Source organism: Streptomyces sp. NPDC002138 (assembly GCF_040296485.1).
GTDB lineage: Bacteria > Actinomycetota > Actinomycetes > Streptomycetales > Streptomycetaceae > Streptomyces.
The window spans coordinates 1-16,331 of the sequence record NZ_JBEOXE010000056.1 but is presented as its reverse complement, the minus strand read 5'-3'; the positions used below and the strand labels follow the sequence as shown (position 1 = coordinate 16,331).

Below are 16,331 nucleotides of genomic sequence, written 5' to 3'. Positions count from 1 at the left end.
CGGAGGAAGTTATGAGTTCGGCTACTGCCGCAACGGCGCCGCCCGCGAAGAAGCGGGGATCGGGCCTGATCCAGGGCCTCCAGAAGGTCGGCCGCAGCCTCCAGCTGCCCATCGCCGTCCTGCCCGCCGCCGGTATCCTGCTGCGCCTCGGCCAGCCCGACGTGTTCGGCAAGGACGGCCTCGGCTGGGGCAAGGTCGCCACGGTGTTCGCCACCGCCGGTGACGCCGTCTTCTCCAACCTGCCGCTGCTCTTCTGCATCGGTGTCGCGATCGGCTTCGCCAAGAAGGCGGACGGCTCCACCGCCCTCGCGGCGCTGGTCGGCTTCCTCGTCTACAAGAACGTGCTCACCGCGTTCCCGGTGCACGAGGCCATCATCAACACCACCGAGAACAAGGGCGTCGACGTCCCTGCGGTGGTCAACAACCCCGGTGTCCTCGGCGGCATCATCATGGGTCTGCTCGCCGCGGTCCTGTGGCAGCGTTTCCACCGCACGAAGCTGGTGGACTGGCTCGGCTTCTTCAACGGCCGCCGCCTGGTCCCGATCATCATGGCCTTCGTCGGCGTCCTCGTCGGTGTCTTCTTCGGCCTGGCCTGGGAGCCGATCGGTGAGGTCATCACCAACTTCGGCGAGTGGATGACCGGACTCGGCTCCATCGGCGCCGGCATCTTCGGCCTCATCAACCGCGCGCTGATCCCGATCGGCATGCACCAGTTCGTCAACACCGTCGCCTGGTTCCAGATCGGTGACTTCACCGACGCCGCCGGCGCCGTCGTGCACGGTGACCTGAACCGCTTCTGGGCCGGCGACGCGAGCGCCGGACAGTTCATGACCGGCTTCTTCCCGATCATGATGTTCGGCCTGCCGGCCGCCGCCCTGGCCATCGCGCACGCCGCCCGTCCGGAGCGCCGCAAGGCCGTCACCGGCATGATGGTCTCGCTCGCCCTCACCTCGTTCGTCACGGGTGTCACCGAGCCGATCGAGTTCTCCTTCATGTTCATCGCGCCGGTGCTGTACGCCATCCACGCGGTGCTGACCGCCGTCTCCATGGCCGTCACCTGGGCGCTCGGTGTCCACGCGGGCTTCACCTTCTCCGCCGGCCTGATCGACCTGGGCCTCGGCTGGAACAAGGCCACGTCCCCCTGGCTGATCATCCCCATCGGCCTGGTCTTCGCGGCGGTCTACTACGTCGGCTTCCGCTTCGCGATCACCAAGTTCAACCTCCCGACGCCGGGCCGCGAGAGCGACGAGGAGCTCGCCGAGATGGAGAAGGCCGAGGCGAAGTAGCCCCGGCCGCCGTCAGGCGCCCCCCGCGTACGCCGAAGCCCCCGCCTTCCTTCCGGACGGCGGGGGCTTCGGCGTGCGCGGGGCGCGGGCTAGATCTCGTAGACGGCGCCCGCGTGGGCGAGGTCCACCTGGCCCTCGTACACCTCGCGGGCGTCGGCGACGTTGCGGGCCGCGTCGGTCCACGGCGGGATGTGGGTCAGTACGAGCCGCCCGACGCGGCCGGCCCGGGCGAACTCTCCCGCCTCGCGGCCGTTGAGGTGGAGGTCGGGGATGTCCTCCTTGCCGTGCGTGAACGAGGCCTCGCAGAGGAACAGGTCGGCGTCCTCGGCCAGCAGGCCGAGTTCGGCGCAGACGCCGGTGTCGCCGGAGTACGTCAGGGAGCGTCCGCCGTGTTCGAGGCGGATGGCGTAGGACTCGATGGGGTGGGCGACCCGCTCGGTGCGCACCTGGAAGGGGCCGATCTCGAAGGTGCCGGCCTTCAGGGTGCGGAAGTCGAAGACCTCGCTCATCGAGCGCTCGTCGGGGACGTCCTCGTAGGCCGTGGTCAGGCGCTTCTCGGTGCCTTCGGGGCCGTAGACGGGGATGGTGCCGCAGCGGCCGCCCTCGTGGCGGTAGTAGCGGGCGACGAAGTAGCCGCACATGTCGATGCAGTGGTCCGCGTGCAGGTGGCTGAGGAAGATCGCGTCGAGGTCGTACAGGCCGCAGTGCCGCTGCAGCTCACCGAGGGCGCCGTTGCCCATGTCGAGGAGCAGCCGGAAGCCGTCGGCCTCGACGAGGTAGCTCGAGCAGGCCGATTCCGCGGAGGGGAACGAGCCGGAGCAACCGACGACGGTGAGCTTCATGGAGACGGGAACCTCCGTGGACGGTCCGTGGACGTTACACGGATACGGGGAGGGCGACGGGGGCGTGCGTGGAGTCGAGCGTAAAGCGCGAATCGTCCCGTCGCTCCTCCGCGGCGGGCCGTTGTGGGGCAACTCACCTGCGGTGTCACCCGGTGGAGCGAGCGCCCGTACACGGGTTGCCGTGCGCGGGTGCCGTGCGGGCCGTGCGGGCGGGTGGGGGCGCGGTTACGGTCGATGCATGGACACGTCCTGGTGGCCGGGGGTGGCGGCGGTGGTCGCCGTGGCCCTCGTGGTGCTGGTGGCGGGGCGGCGGACGGCGGCGGTGCGGCCGGGTCGGACCGGTGCGGCCGGGCACGGCCCGGGGCCGGCGCCGGAGCCGGTGGCGCGCGAGTTGTGGTGCCTGGAGGACGGCCGTTCGTACCTGGTCCTGGCGGTACGGGGGCGGCGTGCGCGGGTCGCTCCGGTCACCGGGAAGTACCGGGACGCCCGGCCCGGCGTGATCGCGCTGCCGCCGGGGGTGCTCGGGGCGGCGCGGGGCCGGGCCGCGTTCGTGGAGGCGGACCGGGCGCGGGAGGTCTCGGTGTGGGAGCTGCGGCGGCGGGTCGGGGCGGTGGATCCCGCGGTGTGGGATCAGGTGAAGGGGCTCGGACTCGGAGGTGAGGGCCGGTGACCGGGGCGGTGCCGGGGGTGCGGTTGCGGCGGGTCTACGATCCCCCGGATCCGGCGGTGGACGGCGTGCGGGTGCTGGTGGACCGGCTGTGGCCGCGGGGGCTGGCGAAGGCGGCGGCCGCGGTGGACGAGTGGCCGAAGGAGCTCACCCCGTCGGCGGAGCTGCGGAAGTGGTTCCACGGCGGGGGCGGGGACTTCGAGGAGTTCCGCGAGCGGTACGAGGCCGAGCTGGCCGGGGCCGAGGCCCTGGCCGGGCTGGAGCGGCTGCGGGGCCTCGCGGCGGCCGGCCCGGTGACCCTCCTGACCGCCGTCCGGAACCCGTCCTCCAGCCACGCCGCCATCCTGGCCTCGCTCCTGACCCCGTGACTCCCACCCCGCCCGGCCCTGCCTCCGGCGGCGCCTCAAACGCCGGCGAGGCTGGATTCGGCACCCCGGGACGGGGCCACTGGACCGGACTTGGCGAGGGCAACGCCCGCAAAGCTGGATGTGCGTCGCGGCAGCGAGAAGCCGGGCAAACCCCAGCCCGCCCGGCGCTTGAGGGCCAGCCGAAGGCACCACCGGGCACAGCCCGCACACCAGCCGCCACCACCCACCGGCCGATGTCGCCTCCGGCGGCGCCTCAAACGCCGGCGAGGCTGGATTCGGCACCCCGGGACCGGGCCACTGGACCGGACTTGGCGGGGACAACGCCCGCAAAGCTGGATGTGCGTCACCGCAGCGAGAAGCCGGCCAAAACCCAGCCCGCCCGGCGCTTGAGGGCCAGCCGAAGGCACCACCGGGCACAGCCCGCACACCAGCCGCCACCACCCACCGCCCGATGTCGCCTCCGGCGGCGCCTCAAACGCCGGCGAGGCTGGATTCGGCACCCCGGGACGGGGCCACTGGACCGGGCAGACCCCGGCGGAAAACCCAGCCGGCGAGGCTGGATTCGGCACCCCGGGACGGGGCCACTAGACCGGGCAGATCCCGGCGAAAACCCCAGTCGGCGGGGCTGGATTTGGCAGCCGGTGCGGGGCGGCTGACCGGGCGAAAACCCCGGCCGGCGGGGCTGGACCTGGCCTAGGCCCAGAGTTGGCCGTGGAGGGTTTCGATGGCCTCTTCCGTCGTGGCGGCCGTGTAGACGCCCGTCGAGAGGTACTTCCAGCCGCCGTCGGCCACGACGAAGACGATGTCCGCCGACTCGCCCGCGGCCACCGCCTTGCGGCCCACCCCGATCGCCGCGTGCAGCGCCGCACCGGTGGAGACGCCCGCGAAGATGCCCTCCTGCTGGAGCAGTTCCCGGGTGCGGGTCACGGCATCCGCCGAGCCCACCGAGAAGCGGGTGGTCAGCACGGAGGCGTCGTACAGCTCCGGGACGAAGCCCTCGTCCAGGTTCCGCAGGCCGTAGACCAGGTCGTCGTAGCGCGGCTCGGCGGCGACGATCCGCACGCCCTCGACGTGTTCGCGCAGGTAGCGCCCGACCCCCATGAGGGTGCCCGTCGTACCGAGGCCCGCCACGAAGTGCGTGATGGACGGCAGGTCGGCGAGGATCTCCGGCCCGGTCGTGGCGTAGTGGGCCCCCGCGTTGTCCGGGTTCCCGTACTGGTAGAGCATCACCCAGTCCGGGTGCTCCGCCGCCAGCTCCTTGGCGACGCGCACCGCCGTGTTGGAGCCGCCGGCGGCCGGCGACGGGACGATCTCGGCTCCCCACATGGCCAGGAGCTCACGGCGCTCCTGGCTGGTGTTCTCCGGCATGACGCACACGATCCGGTAGCCCTTGAGCTTCGCCGCCATGGCGAGCGAGATGCCCGTGTTGCCGGAGGTGGGCTCCAGGATGGTGCAGCCGGGGTGGAGGCGGCCGGCCTTCTCGGCCTGCTCGATCATGTGGAGCGCGGGGCGGTCCTTGATCGAGCCGGTCGGGTTGCGGTCCTCCAGCTTGGCCCAGATCCGGACGTCCTCGGACGGGGACAGCCGGGGCAGCCGGACCAGCGGGGTGTTGCCGACCGCCGCCAGCGGGGAGTCGTAGCGCATTACTTCGATCCGCCGGCCACGGCCGGGAGGATGGTGACGCTGTCGCCGTCCTTCAGCTCGGTGGTGATGCCGGCGAGGAAGCGGACGTCCTCGTCGTTGAGGTACACGTTCACGAAGCGGCGCAGCTCGCCGCCCTTGGCCTCGTCGATGATGCGCTCCTGGATGCCCTTGTGACGGGTCTCCAGGTCGCGGAAGAGGTCCGCGAGGGTGGCGCCTTCACCGGACACGGCCTTCTCGCCGTCGGTGTAGGTGCGGAGGATGGTCGGGATGCGGACCTCGATGGCCATGGCTGGCTCCAGTCGTGAAGAAGGTTCGAAGAGGTGCGAGAACGTGCGGAAGGGCGAAGCGGTGGTGGCGCGGCTCAGCGGGCACTACGGGCACTGCGGGCACTGCGGTGATCAGGCAGCGGCAGGACAGATGGCACTGGCGAGGCGGCACAGATCGACGTGCAGCCGCGCCACGAGCAGCAGCCTGCCGGGCGTCTCGATGCTCACGTCGTGGGGAACCATGCGGTCATGTTAACGATTCCCGGTCCCCCGTTTGGAGTGTGATCCCGCATCGTGGACGACATCGGCTCACATACTGGTCAGTAGCCCCGCCGTCATCCCTCAGTAAGCCGCGACGACCTGCACTTCTTCCTCCGTGATCACTCCGTCGACGATGCGGTACGACCGGAACTGGAACTCGCCCAGGCCGTCCTTGTCCGCCGTGGAGACCAGGACGTAGTGCGCGCCGGGCTCGTTCGCGTACGTCACGTCGGTGCGCGAGGGGTAGGCCTCGGTCGCGGTGTGCGAGTGGTAGACGATGACGGGCTCCTCGTCCCGGTCGTCCAGCTCGCGGTAGAGCTTCAGCAGGTCCTTGGAGTCGAACTCGTAGAACGTGGGCGACCGCGCGGCGTTCAGCATCGGGACGAACCGCTCGGGGCGGCCGGTGCCCGCCGGACCGGCGACGATCCCGCAGGCCTCGTCCGGGTGGTCCTGGCGGGCGTGCTCGACGATCCGGTCGTACAGGTCCTGGGTGAGGGTCAGCATGAGCGAAAGGATAGACAGACGGGCCCTTCCGTACCGAGGAGTGGTACGGAAGGGCCCGGATGCTGGACAGACAGCCTCTGCCGGGCGGCCACGAGGCCAGGCGGCTACGAGGCCAAGCGGCTACGACGCTACGAGGCCTCGGTGAACGCCGCGCCGCGCGGGTCGCGGTTCTTCATGACCAGGTACGAGACGCCGAGGATCAGACCCCACAGCGGGGCGCAGTACAGCGAGACCCGGGCGTCCTTGTCGATGCCCATCATCACGATGACCATGGCGATGAAGGCCAGCGCGAACCAGCTCGTGTACGGGGCTCCGGGCGCCCGGAACGAGGACCCGGGCAGCTCGCCGCGGTCGGCCTTGGCCCGGTAGCGGATCTGGCAGACCAGGATCATGATCCAGGCCCACATGCCGGAGATGGTGGCGAAGGAGACGACGTAGTCGAAGGCCTTGCCCGGGGCGACGTAGTTGATCCAGACGCCCACCAGCATCAGCGCGGCGGAGAAGGTGGTGCCGACGAGCGGGGTGCCGCTCTTGGTCAGCTTGGTGAAGACCTTCGGGCCCTGGCCGTTGAGCGCGAGGTCGCGCAGCATGCGGCCGGTGGAGTACATGCCCGAGTTGCAGGAGGACAGGGCGGCGGTCAGCACCACGAAGTTGACGATGGCCGCGCCGATGCCGAGGCCCATCTTCTCGAAGGCCAGCACGAAGGGGCTCTCGCCCGCCTTGAACTGGTTCCACGGGATGACCGACAGGATCATGATCAGTGCGCCGACGTAGAAGACGGCGATCCGCCACGGCACGGTGTTGATGGCCTTGGGGAGGGTCTTCTCGGGGTCCTTGGACTCACCGGCGGTGACGCCGACGAGCTCGACCGCGAGGAAGGCGAACATCACGATCTGCAGGGTCATCAGCGTCTCGCCGATGCCGTTGGGGAAGAAGCCCCGGTCGTTCCACAGGTTCGAGACGCTCGCCGTGTCGGCGGCGTCGGAGAAGCCGATGGTCAGGATGCCCGCGCAGATCAGGATCATGCCGACGATGGCGGTGACCTTGACCATCGAGAACCAGAACTCCAGCTCGCCGAAGAGCTTCACGGAGATCAGGTTGGCGGCGTAGAGGATCAGCGTGAAGATCAGCGCGAAGCCCCACTGCGGGAAGTCGCCGTGGGTCCAGAAGGACATGTACTTCGCGGCGGCGGTGACCTCGACGATGCCGGTGACCACCCAGAAGAGCCAGTACGTCCAGCCCGTCACATAGCCCCAGAAGGGGCCGAGGAACTCCCGGGCGTAGTCCGAGAAGGAGCCCGAGACGGGGCGGTACATGAGCAGCTCGCCCAGGGCCCGCATGATGAAGAAGATGACCAGGCCCGCGATGGCGTAGGCCAGGATCAGGCTGGGGCCCGCCTTGGAGATCGCCTTGCCGGCGCCCAGGAACAGGCCGGTGCCGATGGCGCCGCCGATGGCGATCATCTGGATCTGCCGCGCGCCGAGCGTGCGGTGGTAACCCTCGCCCGCCTCGGCTCCGCCGCCGGCCGGCTTGGTGTCGTCGTGCTCGACCTGCACAGAGGTCATGTCTTGGTGCGCCTTTCTCCACGCCGACCCGCGCCACAGAGTGGCCGCGGGCCGGATCCTCGATCCCCCCGGATACGGATGGAGTTGCACCCGGCGGTCAGCCGGTTGGAGCGAGCCGGGGACAGGGGTGGCGTCCCGTCGGCAGTCGTGAAGATTTATCACGGGCTTACGGGTGGGCGGGGCACGAAAAAGTGACCCACAGCACGAAAAAATGCGGACATAGCCCATGAAGGCGATCAGATCACCGCATGACGGTGATCTGATCGTTATCCGGATTTGAGCGTCCGCTGAGCGAACGGAGCGTGAACGAAGCCCTGGCCGTCGCGGCGGCGCGGCACCGCTCAGAGGGTCTCGATCAGCGTCTCCTGGAGACCGCCGAGCCACAGGTACGCCATCACCATCGGCTTGCGCGGATCGCTGTCCGGCAGCCGGAAGAGGACCGCGCTCTCGTCGTCCTCGGTGATCTCCAGCCGCGCCGCGATGGTGAGCCGCAGGTCGTTGAGCGAGCCGAGCCAGCGCAGCGGCAGCTCCCCGGTCAGCTCCAGCACCCCGCCACCGCCCCCGGCGCCGTCATCGCCCTCGCCGCCGTCAGCCGGGGTGACCAGCGTGTCGAGGCTGCGTACGACGGCCAGCGCGTCCTCGCGCTTGCGCGTGCGCAGGTCGTTCTCGGTGAACCGGCGGAATTCGGCCGAGTGGGCCCGCAGCTCCTCCGGATCGGCCTTCTCGTCGCCGCCCGGGCCGCCGTAGGCGTCGGGGAAGAGCCGGGCCAGCGCGGGGTCGGAGGGCGGCTCGGTGGGGCCGTCGGCGGCGAAGAGCACGGCCAGCGGGTCGGCATCCTCGGCCGGCTCGGCCGCGCCGGGGCCGATCAGCTCCAGCAGCTGTACCGCCAGGGAGCGCAGGATCTGGATCTCGATCTCGTCGAGGGCGACGGCCGCGCCGCCGCCCTCGAGCGGCACGAAGGTGCCGGTCTCGCGCTCCATCAGTTGCGGTCCTGGGAGAGGGTCGCCCACAGGCCGTAGCCGTGCATGGCCTGCACGTCGCGCTCCATCTCCTCGCGGCTGCCGCTGGAGACGACGGCCCGCCCCTTGTGGTGGACGTCGAGCATCAGTCTGTTCGCCTTGTCCTTGGAGTAGCCGAAGTACGCCTGGAACACGTACGCGACGTAGCTCATGAGATTGACGGGGTCGTTGTGCACCATCGTCACCCAGGGGACGTCGGGCTCGGGGACCGCGAAGGTCTCCTCGGCGGATTCGGTGCGTTCGATCTCAATGGGGGCGACACTCACTCGTCCCATGCTGCCACTGTGACGGGCCCGTCGCACAAACGGGCCCTACATCTCGTCACTTTGACGAGATGTGCGCTAGCATCCGTGCCATGAACCCTGCGGACCTGGGCCTGCCGGTGGACGTGCCGTCGACAGCGCTCTTCACGGACCATTACGAGCTGACGATGCTGCAGGCGGCGCTGGCCAACGGCACCGCCGACCGGCGCTCGGTCTTCGAGGTCTTCACCCGGCGGCTGCCCGAGGGGCGGCGCTACGGGGTGGTGGCCGGAACGGGCCGGGTGCTGGACGCGGTGGAGAACTTCCGCTTCGACGCGGCCGTGCTGGAGTTCCTGCGCGAGCGGGCCGTCGTCGACATGCGGACCCTGGACTGGCTGGCGTCGTACCGCTTCTCGGGCGACATCTGGGGCTATCCGGAGGGCGAGGTCTACTTCCCCGGCTCCCCGGTGCTGCGCGTCGAGGGCAGCTTCGCCGAGTGCGTGCTGCTGGAGACGGTGGTCCTCTCGATCCTCAACCACGACTCGGCGATCGCCGCGGCCGCCTCCCGGATGGCCTCGGCCGCGGGCGGCCGGCCGCTGATCGAGATGGGCGCGCGCCGCACGCACGAGCTGGCCGCGGTGGCCTCGGCGCGGGCCGCGTACGTCGGCGGCTTCGCCTCCACCTCGGACCTGGCGGCGGGCTTCCGGTACGGGATCCCCACCGTGGGCACCAGCGCGCACGCCTTCACCCTGGTGCACGACAGCGAGCGGGACGCCTTCCAGGCCCAGGCGGCCTCGCTGGGCGGCTCGACCACGCTGCTGGTGGACACGTACGACGTCGCCGAGGCGGTACGGACGGCCGTCGAGGTGGCGGGCACCGGGCTGGGCGCGGTGCGCATCGACTCGGGGGACCTGCTGCTCGTCGCGCACCGGGTGCGCCAGCAGCTCGACGAGCTGGGGGCGACCTCCACGCGCATCGTGGTCACCTCCGACCTGGACGAATACGCCATCGCCTCGCTGGCCGCGGCGCCGGTGGACGCGTACGGGGTGGGCACGCAGCTCGTCACCGGGAGCGGGCACCCCACCTGCTCGATGGTCTACAAGCTGGTCGCCCGGGCGACCTCGGCCGACCCGAAGGCGGCGCTGCACCCAGTGGCGAAGAAGTCCTCCGGCGGGAAGACCTCGGTGGGCGGCCGCAAGTGGGCCGCGCGGCGCCGGGACGCCGACGGGGTGGCCGAGGCGGAGGTTCTGGGCACGGGGCCGGTGCCGACGGCGCTGGCCGGGGAGCAGCTGCTGACGCAGCTGGTCAAGGGGGGTGAGGTGGTCGCGCGGGAGCCGTTGGAGGCGGCGCGGGATCGGCACCGGGGGGCGTTGGCGGCCCTGCCGTTGTCCGCGACCCAGCTCTCCCGCGGCGAGGCCGTGATCCCCACGGAATACGCCTGACCCGGCCGCCCCCTCCCCGACCCCGCCGACCACTCTCAGCCCCGCCGGCGATTGAGGCGCCGCCGGAGGCACCCCGAAGGCCCCGATACCCGTCGCCCGATCCCCGTCCGCGACCCGTCCCGCCCTCCGGGGGCGCCTCAAACGCCGGCGAGGCTGAAAATGGCCCGACCTCCAACCCCGCAGGAGGCAACCCCGACCCCGCCGACCATTTTCAGCCCCGCCGGCGATTGAGGCGCCGCCGGAGGCACCCCGAAGGCACCGATACCCGTCGCCCGATCCCCGTCCGCGGCTCGTCCCGCCCTCCGGGGGCGCCTCAAACGCCGGCGAGGCTGAAAATGGCCCGACCTCCAGCCCCGCCGGAGGCACCCGGAAGGGGCCGATACCCGTCGCCTGAAAATGGCCCGGGCTCCAGCCCCGCCGACGGGGCTGGAAGGTGCCCGGGCCGGTCGGGGAGGGGCGCCGGGTTCGGGGGCTCGGGGGTGGGGAAGGGGGGACCCGGAGGGGCTGGGTCGGCCGGAGGTAGAGGTACCGACGTCACATCGAACGAAGGACACCGGACATGCACCGCGCACTGATCGTCGTCGACGTACAGAACGACTTCTGCGAAGGCGGCAGCCTCGCGGTCACCGGCGGCGCCGACGTCGCCGCCTCCATCACGGAGCTGATCGGCCAGGCCACCCCCGGCTACCGGCACGTCGTCGCCACCCGCGACCACCACGTCGACCCCGGCGCCCACTTCGCCCGCCCCCCGGCGGAGCCGGACTTCGAGACCTCCTGGCCCGTGCACTGCGTGGCCGGGACCGAGGGCGTCGGGTTCCACCCGAACTTCGCCCCCGCCGTCGCCTCGGGCGCGATCGCGGCCGTCTTCGACAAGGGTGCCTACGACGCGGCGTACAGCGGCTTCGAGGGCGCCGACGAGAACGGCGCCACGCTCGCCGACTGGCTGCGGGCGCGCGAGGTCACCGAGGTCGACGTGGTCGGCATCGCCACGGACCACTGCGTGAAGGCGACCGCCCTGGACGCCGTGGCCGCGGGCTTCCAGACCCGCGTGCTGCTCGACCTCACGGCGGGAGTGGCCCCGCAGAGCACGGAGCGGGCCCTGGAGCAGCTCAGGACGGCCGGGGTGAAGCTCTCCGGCACCCCGCACGTGGGCGGCCTGGGCGCCGCCTAGGCGCCCGGCAGGAGGGCCCGGATCGGGTGCCACAGCTCCGCGGCCCGGTCGGGGGCGCAGCGCCACAGCAGGCCGTCCGGGTGGTGCAGGACGGCCGTCACCTCGTCGGGGGTCGGGGGCTGCGCGTTGCCGCGCAGGTACACGGCCCGCATCCCGAGGTTCCGCAGCCTGGTCAGGGCGCGGGCCCGGTTCACGGCGTGCACGAGCACGCGGACATTTCCGCCCTCACCGGACGGTCTGGGCAGCGTGAGCGCGACCACCACGCTGCCGCCTGGCAACCTGACGAAACCTCCACCGGGCATGCTTGTCATCTCCCCCGTCAATAAGAAACTCGCACCGGCATCTAAACGCGAACGGCCGTCGCCCGCTAGAGGGCGACGGCCGATCATGCTCTGACCTGCAGTTTTGCGTGTTACTTGGTGGAGGGACCGACCTCGACCGTCATCTGGAGACCGTCGTAGGGCTCCTTCACGATCTTGATCTTGGTGTTGGTGTCAGTGACCTTCACCGAACCGGTCGGGTTCTCGTCGTAGTAGTACGTGCCCTTGTGGTCGTCGAAGACCAGGTTGGCGGGCTTCGGCTTCAGGAAGAGCGCCTCACCGTTCTTGTGCAGGGTGAAGGCGTCCGTCGAGTACGCGCTGAAGGGGGCGTCGTACGGCTGGATCTTGTTCCGCAGCAGGGTGCCGTCGGCCCACTTCATGGGCTTGGCGTTGGCGTCGATCGGGAGGATCAGACCCTGGCCCGGGTGCTGGCTGGTGTTGTTGTCCTTCTGGGAGGTGTCCCACTGCCAGATGAGCAGGCCGTCCTGGTACGGGTAGTGCTCGACCCAGCCCGGCTTGGTGTTGGCGTAGCCGAAGTTGTACGGGCCCACCTTGAGGGTGGAGTCGTACGAGACGTAGCGGCGGTTCTCCGCCAGGTAGTACTGGGCGTACTCCTTGGTGAAGCTGCCACCGATGCGCGAGAAGCCCTTGGCCGTCCAGCCGTTGTCGCCGTTCTCGGCGCCGTCGGTGAAGAGGGTCTGGCCGTCCGCCGTCACCTTGAGGGCGTCACCGGTGAAGCCCTTGCCGCCCGCGCCACCGTCCGTCTGGTAGCGGAAGCGGAGGTCGAACTTCTTGCCCGCGTAGGCGTCGAGCGGGTAGTTCAGGTCCTGCCAGGCGCCGGAGGCGTCAGTCAGGGCCGGGGAACCGCCGGCGTCGAGCGGGATGGCCTTGCCGTTGGCGGTACCGGCGAGGGCGGTCCAGTTGGCGCCGCCGTCGGTGGAGACCTCCGCGTAGAGGAAGTCGTAGTCCTTCTCGATGTCCCACCAGCCCTTGAGGGACAGGGCGGCGGAGGTCTTGCCGGTCAGGTCGACCGGGCGCGAGAGGGTGTTCTTGAGGTCGTCGCCCATGTTGCTCCACCACTGGGTGGCGCCTTCGGCGGGAGCGACGATGTCCGTCTTGACCTGCTTCTTCGGCAGCTCGACGACCAGGGCCTGCTTGTCCTTGGTGTTGAACTCCGAGACGCCCAGCTTGTGGGTGGACTTCGTCGCGGCCTTGGCCGTGTCGTAGTTCAGCCAGCCCAGCTGGTACTTGTCCCAGGCCGTCATGTCACCGGGGAGGTCGCCGATGGAGTCCTTGCCGTTGCCGAGCCAGGAGCCCGCCGACATCAGGGACCAGAAGCCGACCGAGTTCTCGCCGCCGCCGGAGGTGTCGTACAGGTCCGGGAGGCCGAGGTCGTGGCCGTACTCGTGCGCGAAGACGCCGAGGCCGCCGTTCTCGGGCTGCATGGTGTAGTCGCCGACCCAGATGCCGGTGTTGCCGATCTGGGTGCCGCCGGCCTTGTTGCCCTCCGGACCGGTCTTGCCCGCGTCCGTGCCGTACGCGTACCAGCGGTGGGCCCACAGCGCGTTGGTGCCCTGGACACCGCCACCGGCCGACTCGTCCTCGCCCGCGTGGACGATCTGGAAGTGGTCGATGTAGCCGTCGGGCTCGTTGAAGTTGCCGTCGCCGTCGTAGTCGTTGCGGTCCCACTGGTCGTACTGGGACAGCGTCGCCTTGATCTCGGCGTCGGTCTTGCCCGCCTTCTTCTGGGCGTCGGCCCACGCGTTGACGCCGTCCTTGACGGTGTCCCACACGTTGCTGCAGTTGGTCTGACCGCAGTAGTTCGAGCCGTAACGGGCCTCGTTGTACGGGATCTTGACCCAGTCCTGGACCTGGCCGTCGACCGAGTACCGACCCGAGGAGGTCTTCTCGTAGTAGGTCTTCAGCGAGTTCTTGCCCTGGCCGGTACCGAAGTACAGGTCCTGGAAGTAGTCGCGGCTGAAGTCCTTGCGCCAGGCCGTGCTGTTGTTCACCGCACGGTCCGGCTGGGCTATCTGGTTGTGCGCCGGGCCGGGGGTGCCGCCGTACTTCTGGACCGGGGGCTTCGGGCCGGTGGGGCCGTCCGGGTCGAACATGGTGGTGCTGTCCACCTGGTCGCCGAAGTCGACGAGGATCGTGAAGATCTTGTCGGTCTTCTCGCGGCCGAGCTCGACGTACTTCTTGTCGTCGAGCTTGACGACCTTGGAAGCACCCTTCTGCTCGACGTTCTTCTTGCCGGCCAGCACCTGCTCCAGGGCGGCCTTGCGGGCCTGCTCCTGCTGCTTGCTGAACGGGCCGTCGAGGTTGTGCTGGACCGAGTTGGCCGGAGCCGTCGGGTCCTGCTGGACGGCGGCCGCCACGGGCGCGGGGGCCACGGGGCCCGACGCGGTCGCGGTGGTGAAGGCTGCGCCACTGGCGGCGCACGCGGCGATGGTCACGGCGACGGCCGTGGCGCGCAGCGCTCGCCTTCTGGCGAAGTCGGAGTTGCTGGTCACTTGATGTCGTTCCCCTCCCGCGGCCGCCAGGACGTTCGGAACGTCTCCATCGGAGCGGGGGTTCCGCGCGGCACGCGTCTCAAGTGACGACATTTGACCGGAGTAACGAGAGAAAAGACAGACCTTGACTTGTTCCCTACAACTGCACTATGCGGTCAACGAGTTCCGTTATTCGGACGTTCTCCAGTCATTCGGGGCGAACGGTGCTTCCTGCCCGCGCCTGCGCCCCCTCACCCCGGGCCAACGCATGACTCCGTGCGCCCCCCGTGCTCCGGCAGACCCGTGCCATCGGGTAAGGACACGCTTACCGTTGGTCGGGCTCGGGCATCCCCCGTCGTAGAGTTCCCTCCCTGCTTGAGGACGGATACCGCCATGCCGCGACCGACCGCCGTTCAGCTCACTTCCGGCTCCGTCACCGTAGTGGTGTCGACGATCGCCATGCTGCTGCTCTCGCAGACGAGTACGGGCCTCGGGGTCGCGGTCATCTCGGCGGCGGCCCTCGCCCTCGGCCTCCTCGTCGCCCTCACCGTGCCCATGCCGAAGCGGCGGCGCCGTGGTTCCGACACCGCCGCGGCCGACGTGGGGACGCCGACGGCCGCCCGGGTTCCCGCTCCCCGGACGGCCGCCGCCGAACATTCCGTGCACCACTAGGACTTCTGGGACCTCGGCACCGCCGCCGCTACGTCGCCGCGGTGACCACCACGGTCTTGGCGGCCTTGTCGTGCCAGGCCTGTTTGTACGGCTTGTCGATGAGCATCGAGATGGCGAGCGCGATCGGCCACAGACAGAAGCAGCACAGGAGCGTCGGCAGCCAGAGCACGGCGGCGCGGGTCAGCGACGCGTTGGACGGCGGCACGCTGCCGTCGTTGAGCATCGCGACGCGGACGCCGATGACCCTCTTTCCGACGGTCTGGCCGTTCCTCTTCGTCATGAACCAGTCGTAGCCGACGTAGGCGAGGATCCCGATGAGGGTCCAGATCAGACCGCTGCCGCTGTACGACCTGACCACCACGTCGCTGATGTCGTCGCCCTTGCTCGTGTCGACCACGTAGCGCTTGCTGCTGAAGATCCACTGCAGCAGGTACAGCGGCACGCTGATGATCAGCACGTCGATGACGCGGGCCGCGAGCCGCTTGCCGAAGCTCGCGAGCGGGGGCATCCCGGCCAGCGGATCCGGCGGCATGCCGTACGGACCTCCGCCACCACCCCCGTAGGGGTCTCCGCCGTACGGGCCGCCACCTCCGTAGGGCGGCGGCGGGGGCGGCGGATATCCGCCGCCGGGCGGCACCGGGCCACCCGGCCCGCCCGGGGGCGGCGTGGGCCCGCCGGGCGGCGGCGGGCCGTACGGCGAACCGCCCGACGGAGGCGTCGGTTGCTGGGGCTTCTTGAGGAACGGGTCGTCCTCGGGCGGCGGGCCCGGCGGCGGCTGGTCGGTACTCATGGCCCGAGTCGAACCCGGCTCCGCGCCCTCCGCAACGGGACCGCGTCCGTTCGGGGGACGCGCCGGGCCACGGGCCGTCGGCGGACCGTCAGCGGGCCACGTACGTACCCGCCGCCTTGTCGTGCCAGCCCTGCCGGCGCGGCCGGTCGAACAGGCACCACAGCGAGCCGGGCAGGCCCAGCAGCGCGTACACCAGCCAGCGCCGCAGCGCCGCGCCGAACGACGGCGGCCGCCGGGTCGCGACGGACAGCACCCGGATCCCGCACAGCTTCTTGCCCAGCGTGCGGCCCCAGCGCGCGGTCGGCAGCACCTCGCAGAACACCCCGAAGAACAGCACCGCCCCGAGTACGACGCCCAGATAGCCGGTGGTGGTCCCGTCGAGGAGCCACACCGTGACGGTGTGCCCGCTCCCCCGGGCCGCCTCCACCTTCGCCTCCACGTGCGCGGTGACGGCCGGTACGAGGGGCTGGGCCACGGCCACCGCGACCGCGCCCAGGACCGCCGAGTCCACGGCGCGCGCGAGCAGTCGGCGGGCCGGTCCGGCGGGGCGCACGGCCCGCTCGGCCATCCGGTCGAAGACGGCGTGGTCGGTGCGCCGGGGGGCGGGAACGGCAGGGACGGCGCCCTCGGCCGGGACCCCGACGGGAGCGGGGTCGGCCGGAGCGGGGTCGGCCGGAGCGGGAGCGCACATGGTTCCCTCCGCGGTCGTGGTCATGGATGTACTGCCGTTGACGGGCAACGGGAAGCTGGACCGCAAGGCCCTGCCGGCCCCGGAATACG

Annotated in this window: 18 protein-coding genes; 6 read left to right on the top strand and 12 right to left on the bottom strand. The window is 70.6% G+C overall.

Features of this window, described 5'->3' with window-relative positions:
- Positions 1-11: 11 nt before the first annotated feature.
- Positions 12-1,286 (top strand): PTS transporter subunit EIIC, encoded by a 1,275-nt coding sequence (locus ABT084_RS28915; protein ID WP_351049925.1) that lies wholly within the window; start codon positions 12-14, stop codon positions 1,284-1,286.
- Positions 1,287-1,375: 89 nt separating this feature from the next.
- Here ABT084_RS28915 and ABT084_RS28910 read toward each other — a convergent pair whose 3' ends face one another.
- Positions 1,376-2,128, bottom strand: a complete 753-nt coding sequence (locus tag ABT084_RS28910; RefSeq protein ID WP_351049923.1) for an MBL fold metallo-hydrolase — start codon at positions 2,126-2,128, stop codon at positions 1,376-1,378.
- A 238-nt stretch (positions 2,129-2,366) separates the two neighbouring features.
- Between ABT084_RS28910 and ABT084_RS28905 the strand changes: the two genes are divergently transcribed.
- Together ABT084_RS28905 and ABT084_RS28900 are read left to right on the top strand one after the other, a co-directional pair.
- Positions 2,367-2,798 carry a hypothetical protein gene (locus ABT084_RS28905; RefSeq protein ID WP_351049920.1) on the top strand — a complete coding sequence of 144 codons (432 nt, stop codon included), beginning with the start codon at positions 2,367-2,369 and terminating at the stop codon, positions 2,796-2,798.
- The gene (locus ABT084_RS28900; RefSeq protein ID WP_351049917.1) at positions 2,795-3,163 is read left to right on the top strand and encodes a DUF488 domain-containing protein; all 369 of its coding nucleotides are present in this window, start codon (positions 2,795-2,797) and stop codon (positions 3,161-3,163) included. Before ABT084_RS28905 ends, ABT084_RS28900 begins: the two co-directional genes overlap by 4 nt.
- Before the next feature lie 693 nt (positions 3,164-3,856).
- On the opposite strand, the gene ABT084_RS28895 is transcribed toward ABT084_RS28900, so the two are convergent.
- The 7 genes from ABT084_RS28895 to clpS form a co-directional block, all read right to left on the bottom strand.
- Entirely contained in the window at positions 3,857-4,807 is a 951-nt protein-coding gene (locus ABT084_RS28895; RefSeq protein WP_351049915.1) for a PLP-dependent cysteine synthase family protein, read from the bottom strand.
- Complete coding sequence (locus ABT084_RS28890) at positions 4,807-5,094, bottom strand: MoaD/ThiS family protein (protein WP_351049912.1); 288 nt, start codon at positions 5,092-5,094, stop codon at positions 4,807-4,809. Before ABT084_RS28890 ends, ABT084_RS28895 begins: the two co-directional genes overlap by 1 nt.
- A 111-nt stretch (positions 5,095-5,205) precedes the next feature.
- Positions 5,206-5,316 (bottom strand): putative leader peptide, encoded by a 111-nt coding sequence (locus ABT084_RS28885; protein ID WP_330330664.1) that lies wholly within the window; start codon positions 5,314-5,316, stop codon positions 5,206-5,208.
- A 99-nt stretch (positions 5,317-5,415) separates the two neighbouring features.
- Positions 5,416-5,838: a M67 family metallopeptidase gene (locus ABT084_RS28880; protein ID WP_351049909.1), complete on the bottom strand. Its 423-nt coding sequence runs from the start codon at positions 5,836-5,838 to the stop codon at positions 5,416-5,418.
- Positions 5,839-5,966: 128 nt separating this feature from the next.
- Complete coding sequence (locus ABT084_RS28875; RefSeq protein ID WP_351049906.1) at positions 5,967-7,403, bottom strand: amino acid permease; 1,437 nt, start codon at positions 7,401-7,403, stop codon at positions 5,967-5,969.
- 341 nt (positions 7,404-7,744) lie between these two features.
- Positions 7,745-8,383 carry a DUF2017 domain-containing protein gene (locus tag ABT084_RS28870; RefSeq protein WP_351049905.1) on the bottom strand — a complete coding sequence of 213 codons (639 nt, stop codon included), beginning with the start codon at positions 8,381-8,383 and terminating at the stop codon, positions 7,745-7,747.
- Positions 8,383-8,697: an ATP-dependent Clp protease adapter ClpS gene (clpS, locus tag ABT084_RS28865; protein ID WP_351049902.1), complete on the bottom strand. Its 315-nt coding sequence runs from the start codon at positions 8,695-8,697 to the stop codon at positions 8,383-8,385. The genes ABT084_RS28870 and clpS overlap by 1 nt, the downstream gene beginning before the upstream one ends.
- A gap of 80 nt (positions 8,698-8,777) precedes the next feature.
- On the opposite strand from clpS, the gene ABT084_RS28860 reads away from it, so the two are divergent.
- Both ABT084_RS28860 and ABT084_RS28855 read left to right on the top strand, forming a co-directional pair.
- A complete protein-coding gene (locus ABT084_RS28860) occupies positions 8,778-10,106 on the top strand; it encodes a nicotinate phosphoribosyltransferase (protein ID WP_351049900.1) in 1,329 nt (442 codons plus the stop codon).
- Between the two features lie 559 nt (positions 10,107-10,665).
- Positions 10,666-11,277, top strand: a complete 612-nt coding sequence (locus tag ABT084_RS28855; RefSeq protein ID WP_351049897.1) for a nicotinamidase — start codon at positions 10,666-10,668, stop codon at positions 11,275-11,277.
- Here ABT084_RS28855 and ABT084_RS28850 read toward each other — a convergent pair.
- Both ABT084_RS28850 and ABT084_RS28845 read right to left on the bottom strand, forming a co-directional pair.
- The gene (locus ABT084_RS28850; protein WP_330330671.1) at positions 11,274-11,579 is read right to left on the bottom strand and encodes a hypothetical protein; all 306 of its coding nucleotides are present in this window, start codon (positions 11,577-11,579) and stop codon (positions 11,274-11,276) included. The genes ABT084_RS28855 and ABT084_RS28850 overlap by 4 nt on opposite strands.
- A gap of 110 nt (positions 11,580-11,689) precedes the next feature.
- On the bottom strand, positions 11,690-13,990 hold the full coding sequence (locus tag ABT084_RS28845) for an immune inhibitor A domain-containing protein (protein ID WP_502969222.1): 2,301 nt from the start codon (positions 13,988-13,990) through the stop codon (positions 11,690-11,692).
- A gap of 492 nt (positions 13,991-14,482) precedes the next feature.
- On the opposite strand from ABT084_RS28845, the gene ABT084_RS28840 reads away from it, so the two are divergent.
- Complete coding sequence (locus tag ABT084_RS28840; protein WP_351049891.1) at positions 14,483-14,761, top strand: hypothetical protein; 279 nt, start codon at positions 14,483-14,485, stop codon at positions 14,759-14,761.
- Positions 14,762-14,789: 28 nt separating this feature from the next.
- Here ABT084_RS28840 and ABT084_RS28835 read toward each other — a convergent pair whose 3' ends face one another.
- Both ABT084_RS28835 and ABT084_RS28830 read right to left on the bottom strand, forming a co-directional pair.
- On the bottom strand, positions 14,790-15,551 hold the full coding sequence (locus ABT084_RS28835; RefSeq protein WP_351049888.1) for an RDD family protein: 762 nt from the start codon (positions 15,549-15,551) through the stop codon (positions 14,790-14,792).
- 88 nt (positions 15,552-15,639) lie between these two features.
- Positions 15,640-16,242, bottom strand: a complete 603-nt coding sequence (locus ABT084_RS28830) for an RDD family protein (protein WP_351049885.1) — start codon at positions 16,240-16,242, stop codon at positions 15,640-15,642.
- Positions 16,243-16,331 lie beyond the last annotated feature (89 nt).